This window comes from Alishewanella sp. HL-SH05, assembly GCF_052655985.1.
The window spans coordinates 2,143,546-2,160,999 of the sequence record NZ_CP199753.1; the positions used below are offsets into that span (position 1 = coordinate 2,143,546).

Consider the following 17,454-nt stretch of genomic DNA (forward strand, 5'->3'; position numbering starts at 1 on the left):
GCGTGTATTACGCCGTTAAATAAAACCACCGGTTTGATGCGCCCACAACTGCGCGTAGATGCCACCGGCTGCAATTAATTCGCTATGTGTACCTTGCTCAACAATTTGCCCTTGATCTAACACGATAAGCCGATCCATTTGCGCGATAGTCGATAAGCGATGAGCAATTGCTATGACCGTTTTATTTTGCATTAAACTATTTAAGCTTTGTTGAATGGCAGCTTCCACTTCAGAATCGAGCGCTGAAGTGGCTTCATCTAAAATCAACACCGGTGCGTTTTTCAATAATACCCGCGCAATAGCAATGCGCTGACGCTGGCCACCAGATAACTTAACACCGCGTTCGCCCACCTGAGCATCTAAACCCACATTGCCTTTTTGATCCGTTAGATCTTGAATAAACAAGCTGGCTTCCGCTTGCTCAGCCGCCGTCAACAATTCTTGTTCCGTGGCATCCGGCTTACCGTAGCTGATATTATCACGTACCGAGCGGTGTAATAACGACGTATCCTGCGTGACCATCGCAATATGTCGGCGTAAGCTCTCTTGCGATACTTGGCTGATATCTTGGCCATCAATTAAAATTCGACCTTGCTCAACATCGTAAAAGCGCAGCAGTAAATTGACTAAGGTTGATTTACCGGCACCTGAACGACCGACTAGACCGATTTTTTCACCGGGTTTAATCTCTAAGCTTAATGCGGATAGCACCGGCGCTTTATGGCTTTGGCTGGCATCTTTGCCATAGTTAAAACTTACCGCATCAAAACGAATTGCACCTTGGCTGACCTGTAAGCTCGGAGCATTGGCCTTATCTTGAATTTGTGCCGGCTGTGACAAGGTAGCAATACCATCGGCCACGGTACCAATGTTTTCAAATAAGCTGCTGACTTCCCACATGATCCATTGCGCCATACCATTAAGACGCAGTGCTAAACTGACCGCAATGGCAATAGCGCCAACGGTAATGGCACTGCCAGCCCATAGATACAACGCCAATGCTGCGATACAAAACACTAAAATATAGTTTAATGATTGCACCGACACACTTAAGCCGGTTGCCAAGCGCATTTGTTGATACACCGGCTTTAAGAACACTTCCATACTGTCTTTAGCGTAGCGCTCTTCGCGCTGGGTGTAAGAAAAAAGCTTAATGGTATTAATGTTAGTATAGCTGTCGACTAAACGACCGGTCATCTCAGAGCGGGCATCTGCTTGCGCAGTAGAAACCCGCTTTAAGCGCGGTACAAAATACATTTGCAATGCGATATAAAGTACTAGCCACACCAACATCGGGATGATTAAACGCAGATCGGCATCGGCGACAAAAAATAACATTGCCGAGAAATACACGGTGACATACACCAGTACATCTAACAGTTTCATCACGGTTTCTCGCACGGCTAATGAGGTTTGCATGACCTTGGTCGCAATACGCCCAGCGAAATCATTTTGATAAAAACTGACGCTTTGCCTTAATAAATAGCGGTGTGCCTGCCAGCGAATGGCCATGGGGTAATTACCTAACAATGTTTGATGCACTAAAGCGGAATGAAATAACGTTAACAGTGGTAACAACACCACCGTGACTAATGTCATCCAAATCAGGGTTGCGCGCTCATCGATAAAGAAACTTTCTGGATTTTGCGTCACCAGCCAGTCCACCAATTGCCCCATAAAGCTGAATAAAGACACTTCTAAGATGGCTAATAACGCTGAGCTTAATGACATGACAATTAAAGGCCATTCCATGCCTTTGGTATAGTGGCGACAAAAAGCCAACACACCCTTAGGGGGTTGGGTCGGTTCACTGTCTGGAAAAGGGCGTGTGAGACGTTCAAAAAAACCAAGCATACAACATATCCATCAATAAAAAGACATCGGTAGTGATGTCGGCTGCACTATTGTAACCGAATTTGAACTGCATAGGGCCGACGATTGTCAGCACTTAGCAGCAAAACTGGCGGTAAGTCACTATCTGCTTAGGCTGCAAAGCAGTATACTGTCGAGCCTGAAGTCACTTGAATTGTGGTTACTGCGCCCCAACAAAGAACATCCTGCCGTTGTTATAACTTTGAGATGATCCATGAGTATTAAACTTGTTACCTCAACCCTTTTACCTACGCCCTTTGCTGAATTTCGGTTACATGGTTTTGAAGCTGAAAATGGCAAAGAGCATGTCGCGTTAACGCTGGGTGATATCACTACAGCTGAGCCCGTGTTAGCTCGCGTTCACTCAGAATGCTTAACCGGTGATGCTTTGTTTAGCTTACGTTGCGATTGTGGTCCGCAATTAGAAGCGGCGATGAAAAAAATTGCTGAACAAGGGCGAGGCGTCATTTTATATTTACGCCAAGAAGGCCGGGGTATTGGTTTAATAAATAAAATTCGTGCTTATGCTGAACAAGATAAAGGTTTAGATACGGTGGAAGCGAATGAAATTCTTGGTTTCTTACCTGATCAGCGTGAATACGGGATCGCGGCAGAGATGTTTCAACAACTGGGGGTGGCGCAAATTCGGTTATTAACCAACAACCCGCGGAAATTAAAAGCACTGCAAGATGTCGGGGTTAATGTATTAGAACGGGTACAGCACCGTGTAAAAACCACCGCGCATAGTCATCGGTATTTAGCGACCAAAGCGGCAAAAATGGGCCATATGGACTGATTTGTTGCTAGCGTTAGGATTGCTTTACTATCAAGCAGTAAAGACGTCTATTTTTTACGATTTAGCGCTTAAAGCCACTTAGCGGTTAGTGTTATACTGCCGCTATACCAAGTCTAAGTGGCCATGATGTATGATCCCCAAGCTTAATCCTGAGCTGGCGCTTGATGCCAGTATTGTTGCCTTCACTAAAGCGCTGTTGCACGCCGGCTTCACTGGCGACATTGAAACCAGTTATGCCAGTCGCTTAGCCGTAGCGACAGATAATAGTATCTATCAAGCCTTACCTCAGGCGGTGTTATTACCGCGCAGCACCGACGATCTGGTCATTATGACCTCGTTAGCCCAAACGTCTAGTTTTAGTCACATCAAATTTTGCCCGCGTGGCGGTGGCACCGGCACCAATGGCCAGGCGTTAACCGAGCAAGTAGTGGTCGACTTATCTCGTCATATGCGCCAAGTACTGGAGATTAACGTTGAACAACGTTGGGTGCGAGTGCAAGCGGGTGTCATTAAAGATCAGTTAAATGCCTTTTTAAAGCCTTATGGTTTTTTCTTCGCTCCCGATTTATCTACCTCTAACCGAGCCACGATTGGCGGTATGATTAACACCGATGCCTCAGGCCAAGGCTCGTTAGTTTATGGTAAAACCAGTGACCATGTGTTGGCATTAAAAACCGTGCTTATCGACGGTAATGTGTTAAAAACCCATAAAATGCCGTTGTTCGAAGCCGAACACCGGGCTGAATTACCCAACAGTATTGGCCGTATTTATCAGCAGGTATTACGTTCTTGCCGGGAAAAACGTAGCGATATTTTAGCGACTTTTCCACGGCTTAATCGCTTTTTAACCGGTTATGATTTAGAGCATGTCTTTAACGATGAGATGACCGAGTTTGATCTGTCGCGCATTATTACCGGCTCGGAAGGCTCACTAGGGTTTGTTACGGAAGCCAAACTGAATATCACGCCGATAGCTAAGTACAAATGCTTGCTTAACATTAAATACGATAGCTTTGAAAGTGCGCTACGTAATTCACCATTCTTGGTTGAAGCGCAAGCAACTTCAGTTGAAACCGTTGATAGTAAAGTATTGAATCTCGCTAGAGGCGACATCATTTGGCATCAGGTAAAAGATCTGATCACCGATGTGCCAGGCAAGGAGATGCAAGGCCTAAATATTGTTGAATACAATACGGAAGATGAGGCTGAGATTACCGAGAAAATTGCTGCGCTCACCTCAAAGCTGGATGCCGCTATGGCCGCTGGCGAGGGCGGTATTATTGGTTATCAGCTCACCTACGATGCTAGTGCCATTAATGCTATTTATACCATGCGCAAAAAAGCCGTGGGCTTATTGGGTAATACCCCAGGCAGTCAAAAGCCACTGGCTTTTGCGGAAGATACTGCCGTGCCGCCGGAGAACTTAGCCGATTTCATTTTAGAGTTTCGCGCCTTACTGGATCAGCATGGTTTGCATTATGGTATGTTTGGTCATGTGGATGCCGGTGTACTTCACGTCAGGCCAGCGCTTGATCTGATTGACCCCAATCAAGAACGTTTGCTGCGCACCCTATCCGATCAGGTGGTAGCGCTTACTGCTAAATACGGCGGTTTAATGTGGGGCGAGCACGGTAAAGGCTATCGTAGCGAATATGGCCCAGCCTTCTTTGGTGAAACCCTGTTTACGGAACTGCGTAAAATTAAAGCGGCCTTTGATCCGCGCAATCGACTTAACCCTGGTAAAATTTGCACGCCTTACCAAAATGGCGATAAGTTAGTCTCGGTAGATGGCCAAAAACGCGCGTGGTTCGATCGGCAAATTCCAATTGAAGTGCGCCAGAGCTTTGATAGCAGCTTAAATTGTAACGGTAACGGCCTATGCTTTAATTACGACGAAACCTCGCCGATGTGTCCGTCGAGCAAGATCACCAAAGATCGTCGCCACAGCCCCAAAGGGCGTGCCGGTTTGATGCGTGAATGGTTGCGTTTAAACCAGCAACAAGGGGTCGATGTATTAGCCGATGAACAACGCTTATTAACGCAAAGCCAAGGCCTGACTGCGCTGTGGCAGAAGATGAAACATAGTTGGGCCCAGCGCCAAGGTGAAGCTGATTTTTCGCATGAAGTAAAAGAAGCGATGGATGGCTGCTTAGCTTGTAAGGCGTGTGCTTCGCAGTGTCCTATTAACGTGGATGTGCCAACGTTTCGCTCGCGGTTTTTACAGCTCTACCATAGCCGTTATCTGCGCCCCGCTAAGGATCATATCGTGGGCAATATAGAGCGTATGGCCCCCATACTTGCCAAAGCCCCTAAGTTTGTTAATTTCTTCTTAAAACGTACATTAGTACAAAAAACTTTGGCGCACGGTATTGGTTACGTCGATACGCCTTTGTTATCGGTACCCACTTTAGTCAAGCGATTAAACAATCGTTATGGCTTTGATTTAACGGCTTTACAGGCGTTAACAATAGCAGAGCGGCAAAAGACGGTACTGCTGGTGCAAGATCCTTTTACCAGCTTTTATGAAGCGGAGCTGGTTGCTGATGCATTAGCCTTAATCGAAAAACTCGGGTATCGACCGGTGCTATTGCCTTTTTTACCCAACGGCAAGCCGCAGCATGTGAAGGGCTTTTTACGCGAGTTTGCTAAAACCGCGAAACGCGCGGCTGATTTTTTAAATCAGTTACACGCGCTACAGTTACCGTTAATTGGTTTAGATGCCTCCTTGGTGTTGGTGTATCGGGATGAATACGCTAAAACATTAGGCAACGAGCGGGGCGATTTTAATGTGCAACTGTTACACGAGTGGTTAGCCCCGTTGGCATTACCTGCGGCAAGTCGACCGGCACAGTTTTCATTGCTGGCGCATTGCACCGAAAAAACAGCTTTGCCTGCTACAGAAAAAACTTGGCAGCAGATCTTTGATAAAACCGGCTTATCTTTAAAAGTCGTCAGTGTCGGTTGCTGTGGTATGGCAGGCACCTATGGCCATGAGCAGGCACAGTTAGTCAATAGCAAAGCCTTGTTTGATCTCAGCTGGCGTGAGCCAGTCGAGCGCTTAGGCCCAGAGCAGTTATTGGTAACGGGGTTTTCTTGTCGCAGCCAGGTAAAACGGTTAGTGGGAGATAAACCGCGCCATCCGTTGCAGGTTTTATTACAACACATATAAAAAAACACCCGGCTAAAGCCGGGTGTTTTTAGGTTAAGCCGCGTTCTTTACAGAACGCGGTGCTTATCGTTAAAAACGATAGATGCCTTTTAGGTAGTAATAACCACCATTGATACCCATCGGTGAGGTCTCATAAAATTGAGCGCCGAGGATTTCGCTAAAGTCGCTGGGTAAGCGTTCAGCATCGGTATCGAACACGTTTTGTGCACCAACGGCGACAGAAAACTTGTCGTTAAGGTGGTAAGCCACTTCAACATCGAACGTCATTTTTTCCGAGCCTTGACCGACTAAACCTGGATCATCAGCATGTACGCCTTGGAAGCTACCGTAGTAGTTACCACGAACAAACATGTCAATATCTTGCCATTGTTGATTCCAGGTTAAGGTTGCACGATGATTCGGTAAATCATTTTCTAAGCGTGATACTTTGAAGGCACCAGTAACGGCAGTAAAGCGTTTTACTTCGGTGTCTGTCCAGTTATAAGCTAAGCTGAACGTAGAACGACCATCAAATAAACTGGTGCTGTAATTGGCAACCAGGTCTAAGCCGGTAGTAACGGTATCAAAGTCGTTGGTCAAGAAAGTGATTTGCGACAGCGATTCAACACCACGTACACCGGCCGCTTGCAAGGCAATACGGTCAGCTGCGGTAACATCAAACTCAGCTGATTGGCCAATACGATCGTCTACTTCAATGCGGAATAAATCAGCAGTGAAAAAGAAACTTGCGCCACTATAGACTAAACCCACAGCAAAGCTTTTTGATTCTTCTGGCGTTAATTCTTTACCACCTTTTAACAACGATACTGGGCTAGTAGGGGGTAATAAAGCGATATCCACTAGCTCGCCACCAATTAACGCAGTACGCACGTTACGCACGTTAGATTGTCCGACCGTTGGTGCACGGAAACCAGTGCTGTGTGAACCACGAACAGCCAAGTCATCCGTTAAACGATATTGACCGGTAATTTTATAGTTGGTGGTGTTGCCAAAGCTATCGTAATCTTCAAAACGTAAGGCGGTTGCCATTAACAGCTTTTCAGTAATTTCAGCTTCAACATCAATGTAAGCGGCATAGTTACGACGATCATTTAATCCCGCATCATCAGGCTGGAAACCCGGGAAGCCGTTTGAACCATTGGTTAATTGGCTAACATAAGGGCCAATTTCCCAAGAGGCCACTTCACCAGCGACGATTTCAAAGCTTTCCTCTGTCCATTGTAAGCCGCTGGCAACTACAACATCGTTGTAAAAACCGGCTTCAACATATTTTACAAAGTCAGCTGAAAAGTTTTTTTCCAGTTGGATGTATTTACCCGCATTAAAACTGGTTGGCGTATCTGGGCCAAGCGAAGCGTTAACGGTGTTGATGATTTTAAAGTTAGATTCACTGCGACCAACAGAGGCAGAGAAATCGTAAAAGACATTGGCTAGTACGCCTTCTTTAAATTCACCCTTGGTACCTGCGGTTAATGAGGTATCTGTAATATTACCACCAAAATTTGGAGTAAAACCGCCAGGGAACATTGAGAAGAAGGTAAAACAGTTACTCGGTAAAGCCGCAACTCTGGCCGTGATTTGATCGTGGTTGAGTTTGTTGTCACCGTCAAATAACGAGACATTGCTACAGTTACCTTGGCCAGTGGTATCAACGACTTCCAGCGTTTCACCGCCGTCGTTAGAGAATACACCACCGCGAGTGTGTGGGTTACGATAGTAGAAACCACCGGTAACATCACGTTCTGAATAGTTACCAAAAATATAGGCTTCACGATCATTACCTAAATCTAAACCGGCATTACCAAAGAAAGTGAAATCATCTTTCAGCTCTGGTGAACCCCAAACTTGGGCAATCGGTGCGACAAACGGGTTACCGGCATCGATTAAACCTTGGGCATCAGCGCGCTGAACACTGCGGCTCGTAGCATCAACGTTTTTGTATTGCATGCTTAGGTTAACAAAGCCTGCATCAGTTAAAGGCATACCAACGTTGGCAGCAATCTCAGTTGAATTACCATCACCTTCATAGTATTCACCTTGTTTGACTTCAATACTGCCGCCTTGATCGGCATCTTTTAGAACAAAGTTGATTACACCGGCGATGGCGTCAGAGCCATATTGCGCAGCCGCACCATCACGTAGCACTTCAACTTGCTTTAAGGCGATACCCGGAATAACAGAGATATCTGGGCCTTGAGCACCATCATTTAAGCCGCCGCCTAAAAAGGTAATAACAGAGGCACGATGACGGCGCTTACCATTTAACAGAATTAAAGTACTGTCAGAAGATAAACCGCGCAGGTTAACTGGCCGGATCAGCGTTGCTGCATCGCTAATGGGGGTTGTTTGCACATTTAATGAAGGCACGGTGGATGTCAGCATATTAAGCATATCGCTGCTACCACTCTTCATTAATTCATCACCACCGATAATGTCCACAGGTACTGGAGAATCAGCAATTGAGCGTGGGGCAGACCGTGAACCGACGACCGCAATTTTTTCCACTTTGGTTTCTGCTTCGGCAGCAGCAGTGTCTTGTGCTAAGGTGTTGGTTGAATAAACGCTTAGTGCTAAACCTGATGCTAGCGCGTATTTTACTGCCCGGCTGACCGGGTGATAGTAATTACTTTTTTTCATGATAAATTTCCTGGATAGTAATAATTGTGTCTGCTAACGCTGCATTTTTTTTTTGCGTCTTCTTAACCATATTGAATAATGTTGCTGTTGTCTATCTTATTTATTGTGTCGCTTGTCGCAACTGATGCTTTTTTAAACATGTTATTGAGTCAAAAGGGGCTTAATTTGTCCAAATTATCTTCTGCTAACTTTTCTGCAACCGCGGTTGACATTCTGCCTTTAACGATAAAACACTTTGATCAAGTGACCCTACTGGCGAATGAGGTGCATGGTGCCGGTTATATGGATAACGACAAACTCGCTGTTATGCAGCAGCAAGGGGTTTGCCAAGGCCTCAATGCCAGCTTTGTTGCGCTGGCCGCACAGCAGGTGCTCGGTTACCGCCTGAGCTTTGCTGCCGGACAATGGCAGCCTGACGAATGGTGTAGTTGCGAACGTTGGCCGGTACCTGTTTCGACGATGGCTTACTTTAAATCGGTAGCGGTAAGTCCAAAACTACAAGGTCAAGGTATAGGCCAACGCTTACTGCAGCAATCAAGCTTAGCGTTAAAACAGCAAGGTGCGCGTGCTGGCTTGGCCCATCTATGGCGAGAATCACCCCATAACAGTGCGGTACGTTACTTTAGTAAAGCGGGTGGTGAACTGCTTAAAATCCATGAAAACCGTTGGCAAGCGCTATCCTATCAGGGGTATGCCTGTCCTGTTTGTGAAGGGATCTGTTGCTGTAGTGCGGCTGAAATGGTCATTGTGTTTAAGTAGCGCCTTCGTTTGAGTGATACATATAGGCTTTTAACTGCATTGCTTTTCATAAGCTTAGACAAATGGTAAGTAGCCTTTGGCGCTGACAATCTTTACAATTACCGAAAAATTATTTACTGAGTGAGTTTCATGAGTTTTTGGCCTGAATTTTTAGTGATTGCCGCTGCCCATTTGCTGGCGGTTGCCAGCCCCGGCCCTGATTTTGCTATTGTGCTGCGTTATGCCGTGCGTTATGGCCGTAAAACCGCTGTTTATGCCAGTTTAGGCATTGGGGCCGCTATTTTATTGCACGTCTCATATTCTTTGATTGGTATTGGGGTATTGATCAAAACCACCCCCTGGTTATTTCAATTATTGTCGGTCGCCGCCGCGTTGTATCTAATTTATTTAGGTCAGGGCGCTATTCGCGCGCAAGCCCCTAAATTAGGTGCCACTGCCGATGTCACTGCGGGTAATGAACAGCTACCCAGTGTTAAAAAAGCCTTTAGCACCGGTTTTATTACCAATGGCCTTAACCCTAAAGCCACGTTATTTTTCTTATCGTTATTTGCCGTGGTAATTTCTGCACAAACGCCATTGTTATTTAAAGCAATTTACGGCCTTTACATGGCCGCGATGACCGCGGTGTGGTTTTGCATGCTCTCTTATTTACTGACCCAACAGCGTATTCGGCATTTTTTACTGTCTAAAGGATTTTGGTTTGACCGCCTGATGGGTGTGTTATTGTTGTTATTAGCAGGTCATTTGTTAATTAGCAGTTTTAGCTAAGACCTGCTTGGTGAGTGTGTGTATTGTCGATATAATGTGTGTTGTTTTTAATTGCACTGGATTTACGATCCAGCCGAGCAAGAGGATAGATAATGTTTGTTGTTGCTGCTTTATATAAGTTTGTTGATTTACCCGATTTCGAAGACCTGCGTGAACCTTTATATAATCAAATGGTTATGCATAAAGTCAAAGGCACCTTATTGCTGGCGGCGGAAGGCATTAATGGCACAATTTCTGGCCCGCGGCAGGGTATTGATGCGGTTAAAACTTGGTTAGAAAGTGACGAGCGCTTTGTTGGCATGAGTTACAAAGAGTCATTGGCGCAAGAACAAGCGTTTTACCGTACCAAGGTAAAATTAAAGAATGAAATCGTCACCATGGGTGTGCCTGGTATTGATCCTAAGCATATTGTGGGTACCTATGTAAAAGGCGAAGAATGGAACCAATTAATCAGCGATCCTGAGACTATCGTTATTGATACGCGCAATGATTATGAGGTGGCCATTGGTACCTTTGAAAATGCCATTAACCCCAACACTACAAATTTTCGTGAGTTCCCACAATGGGCTGCCGAGAACTTGGATAAAACCAAACACAAAAAAGTGGCTATGTTTTGTACTGGCGGTATTCGCTGTGAAAAATCCACGGCGTTTTTAAAAGAGCAGGGCTTTGCTGAGGTCTATCATCTTGATGGCGGTATTTTAAAGTATCTTGAAGAAATGCCTGAGCAACAAAGCAAATGGCAAGGCGAGTGTTTTGTTTTTGATCAGCGTGTCGCCGTAAAACACGGCCTTGCTCAAGGCAGTTATGATCAATGTTATGCTTGTCGGATGCCTTTGTCGGCTATTGAAATGGCTTCAGAACATTATGCAAAAGGCCTTAGCTGCCCGCATTGTTATCAAAAGACCACTGACGAGCAAAAAGCCGCTTTTGCCGAGCGGCAACGTCAAGTTGAATTGGCTAAGTTACGCGGCGAAAAACACATCCGCGATGGTAAATTTGAATAAACGGTCATAGCCTCATTTTACTAACAACAAGCCAGCGTCTAGCTGGCTTGGTTGTTTTAGCTGTTCCACTGCCAATCCTGCCTATTAAATCGAATGAATATTACTGATTAATGCAATTTAACTTTAATTAAATTGATATATGATGACCTTGCACAGGAGATAAACATGCTTAAAAACAGTCAACACCATTATGGATTAATCAGTGTTTTACTGCATTGGCTGATGGCCTTTATGGTTATTGGTTTATTTAGTCTGGGTGTCTGGATGGTCGATTTAACGTACTACAGCAAATGGTACCGTATCGCCCCTGATTGGCATAAAAGTGTTGGGATGTTATTGGCTGTGTTGTGGTGTATTCGTTTGTTATGGCGCCTGTTCAGCCAACAACCCAAAAGCATCGCCAGCCACCGAGCTTGGCAGAGATTGCTCTCTGGCGTAGTACAAGCTTATTTGTATTTGGCGATGGCATTGATGGTGTTGAGCGGTTATCTGATCTCTACTGAAGATGGCCGTGCTATCTCCGTATTTGGTTGGTTTGACGTGCCGTCACTTGGGGCATTGTTTAATCATCAAGCCGATATTGCGGGTTTAGTTCATGAATATGTCGCCTACAGCCTAATTGCCTTTGCTTCAATTCATGGCTTAGCGGCTTTAAAACATCACGTTATTGATAAAGATCAGACGTTAAGTCGCATGCTCGGCCGTAAACTTTAATCTTGGAGAATATGATGAAGAAATTATTATTGGCTGCAACGCTGGCTACATTGTCGGCTTTACCGGTTCATGCCGCAGATTATGTTATTGATACGCAAGGTGCCCATGCCTTTGTGCAATTTAAGATAAGTCATCTTGGCTACAGTTGGCTGTATGGGCGCTTTAATACCTTTGCTGGTGACTTTAGTTACGATGCTGCGGATCTCACCGCCTCCAAGATCCAGTTATCTATCGATACTAACAGCATTGACTCTAACCATGCAGAGCGCGACAAGCATTTGCGTGGCAGCGATTTTTTAAATGTTGCTAAACACCCCAAGGCGACATTTGTGAGTACTAAGGTTGTAGCCAAAGCTGGCGATAACTTTGATTTACACGGTAAGCTCACTTTAAATGGTGTGACAAAAGACGTGGTCATTGCGGCTGAGAAAATCGGTGAAGGCCAAGATCCGTGGGGCGGTTATCGCGCAGGTTTCGCGGGCACCACTTCTTTTGCTTTAAAAGATTTTGGGATTAATTACGATTTAGGCCCAGCATCTAGCACTGTCTTTATGGAATTGAGCGTTGAAGGCATAAAGCAGTAAGGGACGGATAAAAAAGGCGACGCTGCTAGATGCCAGGTCGCCTTTATTTTTTAGTCGCTACTGACGCATTAGCTTATTGCTGTAATAAGCTTCCTAATTTAGAACGTGCATCTAAAAAGTCTTGCTCTTCAGTTAATACTTCTGCGATTTGCAGATACAAGCTACGTGCTTTGTCTTTGTTACCTTGCTGCAAATACAATTGTGCTAAGCGCAGTTTTGCACGGCTGACACGGCTTTGTTGGCTGCCTTGGTAATAAGCGAGATAGCTTTCAAGTGCCTCAATACCTTGCTGCTGATACTGATTGGTAAATACCGCCAGCCGGCCAATTTGAAAGCGACTGCTATATTGTTGTATCGGATCAGTTAAAAAGGGTAAGGCTTTTAAATAGGCTTCTTGCGCCGCTAAATAGGCATTTTGCTGGGCAAGTAAGGTTGCTTTGCGTAGTAACAAATCGGGTTGATTAATACTGAGCTGCAGTTGCTGTTCCAGCATAGCTAAGGCTTCATTTAAGCGTGACTCATTCACCGCAATCATCACCTTGGCCAAAACCCCTTGTACCGCATTTAATTGCTGTAAACGGTTCGCTTGCTCAGCCGCTAATGATTTACTGCCGCCGACATTTGCTGGTGCGGTTTGGTAAAAAGTAATTAACGCTTGTTGTGCCGGATAGAAATGCGCATCGAGTTCAACCGCTTGTTGAAATAAAGCCAGGGCGTCAGTTGCGCGTTTTCTGGCTTGGAATAATGAACCGTCATTGGCTAAGGCCACTTTGTTTAGCGCCGCTTGGGTCAAAATGGCCACATCGTTTGGATAGGCAATAACTAACTCATTAAGCAGGGTGTTGGCTTCTTCACGTTGCTGCTGCTGGATCAGCGCTTTTGCTTTTAACAACTGTAAGGCGGCATTAGGTTCAACTTGCTGCAGTTGTTGCAATAATTGCGGATAGCGTGCTTGCTCAAACAGTTGTTGTAACTCAGTGGGTACAGTGCTGGTGGTAGGCAAACTTAACAGCAGGGAGAGCAAAACAGATTTCATGAATTAGCGGATCACCTAGAAAAACTAATGGGCTAATTTTGCGCGAAATTACAAAAAATAGCTATCCTATTTCGGAATTTCTATTTCTATGTTACTGGCAGGAACGCTACAACAAGGCAGGAATTCGCCACGACGAACATAGGCTAAAGGTTCTTGTAAATAGCGAACTTGGCCACTTATCAGCTTACAACGACAGGCTCCGCAAAATCCTTCACGGCACTGAAAGTTAAGGGTGTGTTGCTGTTTTTCCAGAAAATCGAGCAAATTGCGCTGGCCGCTATCGTACTGTAGCGGCGCTTGCGCATTAACGATCACTTCAGTCATTATGCTTAGAGATCAAAGTCGCCAAATGAGCCACTATCAACTTCATTATCAATTTGGCCAACCAAATAAGAGCTGATTTCTGACTCTTGTGGTGCAACTTGTACGTTATCAGATACTAACCAAGTATTGATCCACGGGATCGGATTTTGCGTGGTGCTAAAGCGCGCTTTTAAACCAACCGCTTGCATCCGGCTGTTGGTAATAAACTCCACATACTGACACAAGATGTCTTTGTTTAAGCCGATCATCGAGCCATCTTTAAATAGGTAGGCCGCCCAATCTTTTTCTTGCTCGGCAGCGCGCATAAAAATGGTATACGCTTCTTCTTCGCACTCTTTGGCGATCTCCGCCATTTCGGGGTCGTCATCACCGCTGGCCATAATATTCAGCATATGCTGTGTTCCGGTTAAATGCAGTGCTTCATCACGAGCAATTAAGCGGATAATTTTGGCGTTGCCTTCCATCAGCTCGCGTTCTGCAAAAGCAAAACTACAGGCAAAGCTAACGTAAAACCGAATGGCTTCTAGTACGTTAACCGACATCAAACACAGATACAGCCGTTTTTTCAGTTCGCGCAGGGTGATACTGACCGTTTCACCATTGAGCACATGGGTACCAGCGCCATGGCGTTGATAAAGGTTAATACCATCGATCAATTCATCGTAGTAACGTGAGACATCTTCAGCACGCTCTAAGATTTTCTGGTTCAACATAATGTCGTCGAACACTTTGTGCGGCTCAGACGAGATATTCCGCACGATATGCGTATAGCTGCGACTGTGGATGGTTTCGCTAAATGCCCAGGTTTCAATCCAGGTTTCAAGCTCTGGGATTGAAACGATAGGTAATAGCGCGATGTTAGGTGAGCGACCTTGCACGGAGTCCAGCAACGTTTGGTACTTTAAGTTGCTTAAAAAGATATGTTTTTCATGTTCAGGTAACTGCTGAAAATCGATACGATCCTTGCTGACATCGATTTCTTCAGGCCGCCAGAAGAAGCTCAGTTGTTTTTCAATCAGCTTTTCAAAAATAGGATACTTTTGCTGGTCATACCGTGAAACATTGACAGAATTACCAAAGAACATCGGTTCTTTCATTTGGTCGTTCATGTTGCGGTTAAAAGTCGTATACGCCATGTTAGTTACTAATCCTGAGAAACAAAGTGATAAACATCATTGGGTTAAACAGCACCCTAAACGATTGTATTTATGGTGCTAGCCAAGCAGGCTAGCACCACACTGACTAAATTTTACAAGCACCGCCGGCACAACCATCATCTTCTTCTGCTGCGGCCGCTTTAATATCATCTTGTAAGTCTGCTGCACCATCACGAGTATTGTGGTAGTACATGGTTTTAACCCCAAGTTTGTAGGCGTTAAGCAGATCTTTCAGTAAGACTTTCATCGGTACTTTACCGCCAACAAACTTAGCGGGATCATAGTTGGTGTTCGCCGAAATGGTTTGGTCGATAAACTTCTGCATGATCGCGACTAAGGCTAAGTAACCATCGTTAGTCGGAATATCCCAAAGCAATTCGTACTGATCTTTTAAGCGTTCATATTCTGGAACAACTTGTTTTAAAATACCGTCTTTGCTGGCTTTAACACTGATATGGCCACGTGGTGGCTCGATACCATTGGTGGCGTTAGAGATCTGCGAAGAGGTCTCTGACGGCATTAAGGCCGATAAAGTAGAGTTACGTAAACCATATTGTTGAATATCTTTACGCAGCGTTTCCCAATCTAGATGTAAGGGTTCTTGGCAAACTTTATCTAAATCTTTTTTATAGGTATCAATTGGTAAAATACCTTGCGCATAAGTGGTCTCGTTAAACTTAGGACAAGGACCACGCTCTTGCGCTAGTTTCATTGACGCTTTTAATAGGTAAAATTGAATCGCTTCAAAGGTGCGGTGCGTTAAACCGTTAGCGGAACCGTCAGAGTATTTCACGCCATTTTTTGCCAGATAATAGGCATAGTTGATCACACCGACACCCAGAGTACGACGGGCAATCGATGCCGAGTAAGCCGCTGGGATAGGGTAGTCTTGATAATCTAACAAACTATCTAATGAACGTACGGCTAGGTCAGCCAACTCTTCTAATTCAGATAAATCAGTAATGGCCCCTAGGTTAAACGCAGATAAGGTGCACAGCGCAATTTCACCATTAGGATCGTTTACATGCTCAAGTGGCTTAGTAGGTAAGGCAATTTCTAAACAGAGATTACTTTGACGCACTGGCGCAAGCTTAGGATTAAACGGGCTGTGAGTATTACAGTGATCGACGTTCTGTAAGTAGATACGCCCGGTACTGGCACGCTCTTGCATGAACAAGGTGAACAGTTCAATGGCTTTTATCCGTTTTTTGCGAATTTTGCTGTCGGCTTCGTACTTCACATATAAAGCATCAAACTGCTCTTGATCTTCAAAGAAAGCATCATACAAGCCTGGTACATCCGATGGGCTAAACAGAGTGATGTAGTCGTCTTTGATTAGACGGGTATACATCAAGCGGTTGAACTGCACACCGTAATCTAAATGACGCACGCGGTTTTCTTCAACCCCACGGTTGTTTTTCAGAACAAGCAATGATTCTACTTCTAAATGCCAAAGCGGGTAGAATAAAGTTGCCGCGCCACCACGCACCCCGCCTTGTGAACAGCTTTTAACCGCAGTTTGAAAATGCTTGTAAAATGGGATACAGCCAGTATGAAAGGCTTCACCATTACGAATAGCACTGCCTAAGGCGCGAATACGTCCGGCGTTGATACCGATACCCGCGCGCTGACTCACGTATTTGACGATAGCGCTTGAAGTCGCATTAATCGAGTCTAAGCTATCGCCACATTCAATTAACACGCATGAGCTAAATTGACGGGTTGGGGTTCGCACACCAGACATAATGGGTGTGGGCAAGGAAATTTTAAATAATGAGGTGGCGTCATAGAAACGGCGAATAAAATCCAGGCGTTGGCTCTTCGGATAATTCGCAAACAAGCAGGCCGCGACTAAAATATATAAAAACTGCGCGCTTTCATAAATTTCACCGGTAACCCGGTTTTGCACCAGATATTTACCTTCTAATTGCTTCACCGCAGCATAACTGAAGTTCAAATCACGACCGTGATCAATAAAGCTATTAAGTTGATCTAATTCTGCTTCGCTGTAATCGGCCAGGATATGCGCATCATAACGTTTAGCTTCCACCATCTTAACCACATGCTTATAAAGGTGTGGTGGCTCAAATTGACCGTAAGCTTTTTTACGCAGATGAAACACGGCTAAACGCGCCGCCATATATTGATAATCAGGGGTGTCTTTCGAAATTAAGTCAGCCGCTGCTTTAATAATGGTTTCATGAATGTCTGAAGATTTAATGCCATCATAAAACTGGATATGCGATTTCAATTCTACCTGTGATACCGACACGTTAGCTAAACCTTCGGCTGCCCAAGTGATCACTCGGTGGATTTTATCTAAATCGAGGGGTTCACGGCGGCCATCGCGCTTGGTCACAAAAAGAGTTTGAGTCATTGCTGAAGTATTCCGTTTCTTTTTAATCATAAAGGGATGCGTGTGCAAAACACGGCGATAAAATAAACCCGTGTTGCTGCTGTATTACACAACATATGGGTGTATTTCTAAATTCGATCACAAGATAGAGTGGATTAATGATTTTTGCAAGAGAGGAAATGCGGCAAAATTTCGGAATGTTTAATCTAGTAAGTAGCTGCTAACCTGACAGTCAGTGTGCCGGGTATCACGCATTTTAGGCAAGTGTTTTATGC

Annotated in this window: 13 protein-coding genes; 7 read left to right on the forward strand and 6 right to left on the reverse strand. The window is 44.9% G+C overall.

Annotation, left to right across the window (positions count from 1 at the left end):
• Positions 1-15 precede the first annotated feature (15 nt).
• The gene (locus tag ACUJFL_RS09785; protein WP_306178686.1) at positions 16-1,854 is read right to left on the reverse strand and encodes an ABC transporter ATP-binding protein; all 1,839 of its coding nucleotides are present in this window, start codon (positions 1,852-1,854) and stop codon (positions 16-18) included.
• Positions 1,855-2,086: 232 nt separating this feature from the next.
• Here ACUJFL_RS09785 and ribA point away from each other — a divergent pair, with 232 nt between their 5' ends.
• Positions 2,087-2,668 carry a GTP cyclohydrolase II gene (ribA, locus tag ACUJFL_RS09790; protein ID WP_226751611.1) on the forward strand — a complete coding sequence of 194 codons (582 nt, stop codon included), beginning with the start codon at positions 2,087-2,089 and terminating at the stop codon, positions 2,666-2,668.
• A gap of 130 nt (positions 2,669-2,798) precedes the next feature.
• Entirely contained in the window at positions 2,799-5,837 is a 3,039-nt protein-coding gene (ydiJ, locus tag ACUJFL_RS09795) for a D-2-hydroxyglutarate dehydrogenase YdiJ (RefSeq protein WP_445427335.1), read from the forward strand.
• Between the two features lie 69 nt (positions 5,838-5,906).
• Here ydiJ and ACUJFL_RS09800 read toward each other — a convergent pair whose 3' ends face one another.
• Positions 5,907-8,474, reverse strand: a complete 2,568-nt coding sequence (locus ACUJFL_RS09800; protein ID WP_306178683.1) for a TonB-dependent receptor plug domain-containing protein — start codon at positions 8,472-8,474, stop codon at positions 5,907-5,909.
• Between the two features lie 165 nt (positions 8,475-8,639).
• On the opposite strand from ACUJFL_RS09800, the gene ACUJFL_RS09805 reads away from it, so the two are divergent.
• The 5 genes from ACUJFL_RS09805 (at position 8,640) to ACUJFL_RS09825 (ending at position 12,306) form a co-directional block, all read left to right on the forward strand.
• Positions 8,640-9,233: a GNAT family N-acetyltransferase gene (locus ACUJFL_RS09805; protein WP_445427336.1), complete on the forward strand. Its 594-nt coding sequence runs from the start codon at positions 8,640-8,642 to the stop codon at positions 9,231-9,233.
• Positions 9,234-9,362: 129 nt separating this feature from the next.
• Entirely contained in the window at positions 9,363-10,001 is a 639-nt protein-coding gene (locus ACUJFL_RS09810; RefSeq protein WP_445427337.1) for a LysE family translocator, read from the forward strand.
• A gap of 92 nt (positions 10,002-10,093) precedes the next feature.
• Positions 10,094-11,008: an oxygen-dependent tRNA uridine(34) hydroxylase TrhO gene (gene trhO / locus ACUJFL_RS09815; RefSeq protein WP_445427338.1), complete on the forward strand. Its 915-nt coding sequence runs from the start codon at positions 10,094-10,096 to the stop codon at positions 11,006-11,008.
• 165 nt (positions 11,009-11,173) lie between these two features.
• The gene (locus tag ACUJFL_RS09820; RefSeq protein WP_445424760.1) at positions 11,174-11,722 is read left to right on the forward strand and encodes a cytochrome b; all 549 of its coding nucleotides are present in this window, start codon (positions 11,174-11,176) and stop codon (positions 11,720-11,722) included.
• A gap of 14 nt (positions 11,723-11,736) precedes the next feature.
• The gene (locus tag ACUJFL_RS09825) at positions 11,737-12,306 is read left to right on the forward strand and encodes a YceI family protein (protein WP_445429074.1); all 570 of its coding nucleotides are present in this window, start codon (positions 11,737-11,739) and stop codon (positions 12,304-12,306) included.
• A gap of 73 nt (positions 12,307-12,379) precedes the next feature.
• Here ACUJFL_RS09825 and ACUJFL_RS09830 read toward each other — a convergent pair whose 3' ends face one another.
• The 4 genes from ACUJFL_RS09830 to nrdA all read right to left on the reverse strand — a co-directional run bounded on the left by ACUJFL_RS09830 (position 12,380) and on the right by nrdA (position 17,200).
• Positions 12,380-13,342 carry a tetratricopeptide repeat protein gene (locus tag ACUJFL_RS09830; protein WP_445427339.1) on the reverse strand — a complete coding sequence of 321 codons (963 nt, stop codon included), beginning with the start codon at positions 13,340-13,342 and terminating at the stop codon, positions 12,380-12,382.
• 66 nt (positions 13,343-13,408) lie between these two features.
• Positions 13,409-13,666 carry a class I ribonucleotide reductase maintenance protein YfaE gene (gene yfaE / locus ACUJFL_RS09835; protein WP_445427340.1) on the reverse strand — a complete coding sequence of 86 codons (258 nt, stop codon included), beginning with the start codon at positions 13,664-13,666 and terminating at the stop codon, positions 13,409-13,411.
• A gap of 5 nt (positions 13,667-13,671) precedes the next feature.
• Complete coding sequence (gene nrdB / locus ACUJFL_RS09840) at positions 13,672-14,802, reverse strand: class Ia ribonucleoside-diphosphate reductase subunit beta (RefSeq protein WP_226751601.1); 1,131 nt, start codon at positions 14,800-14,802, stop codon at positions 13,672-13,674.
• Positions 14,803-14,908: 106 nt separating this feature from the next.
• On the reverse strand, positions 14,909-17,200 hold the full coding sequence (nrdA, locus tag ACUJFL_RS09845; RefSeq protein ID WP_226751600.1) for a class 1a ribonucleoside-diphosphate reductase subunit alpha: 2,292 nt from the start codon (positions 17,198-17,200) through the stop codon (positions 14,909-14,911).
• Positions 17,201-17,454: the final 254 nt, after the last annotated feature.

Excerpts from the sequence above, each read along its gene's own strand:
- ACUJFL_RS09785 (WP_306178686.1), bottom strand. The coding sequence starts at position 1,854 with ATGCTTGGTTTTTTTGAACGTCTCACACGCCCTTTTCCAGACAGTGAA.
- ribA (WP_226751611.1), top strand. The coding sequence starts at position 2,087 with ATGAGTATTAAACTTGTTACCTCAACCCTTTTACCTACGCCCTTTGCT.
- ydiJ (WP_445427335.1), top strand. The coding sequence starts at position 2,799 with ATGATCCCCAAGCTTAATCCTGAGCTGGCGCTTGATGCCAGTATTGTT.
- ACUJFL_RS09800 (WP_306178683.1), bottom strand. The coding sequence starts at position 8,474 with ATGAAAAAAAGTAATTACTATCACCCGGTCAGCCGGGCAGTAAAATAC.
- ACUJFL_RS09810 (WP_445427337.1), top strand. The coding sequence starts at position 9,363 with ATGAGTTTTTGGCCTGAATTTTTAGTGATTGCCGCTGCCCATTTGCTG.
- trhO (WP_445427338.1), top strand. The coding sequence starts at position 10,094 with ATGTTTGTTGTTGCTGCTTTATATAAGTTTGTTGATTTACCCGATTTC.
- ACUJFL_RS09820 (WP_445424760.1), top strand. The coding sequence starts at position 11,174 with ATGCTTAAAAACAGTCAACACCATTATGGATTAATCAGTGTTTTACTG.
- ACUJFL_RS09825 (WP_445429074.1), top strand. The coding sequence starts at position 11,737 with ATGAAGAAATTATTATTGGCTGCAACGCTGGCTACATTGTCGGCTTTA.
- ACUJFL_RS09830 (WP_445427339.1), bottom strand. The coding sequence starts at position 13,342 with ATGAAATCTGTTTTGCTCTCCCTGCTGTTAAGTTTGCCTACCACCAGC.
- yfaE (WP_445427340.1), bottom strand. The coding sequence starts at position 13,666 with ATGACTGAAGTGATCGTTAATGCGCAAGCGCCGCTACAGTACGATAGC.
- nrdB (WP_226751601.1), bottom strand. The coding sequence starts at position 14,802 with ATGGCGTATACGACTTTTAACCGCAACATGAACGACCAAATGAAAGAA.
- nrdA (WP_226751600.1), bottom strand. The coding sequence starts at position 17,200 with ATGACTCAAACTCTTTTTGTGACCAAGCGCGATGGCCGCCGTGAACCC.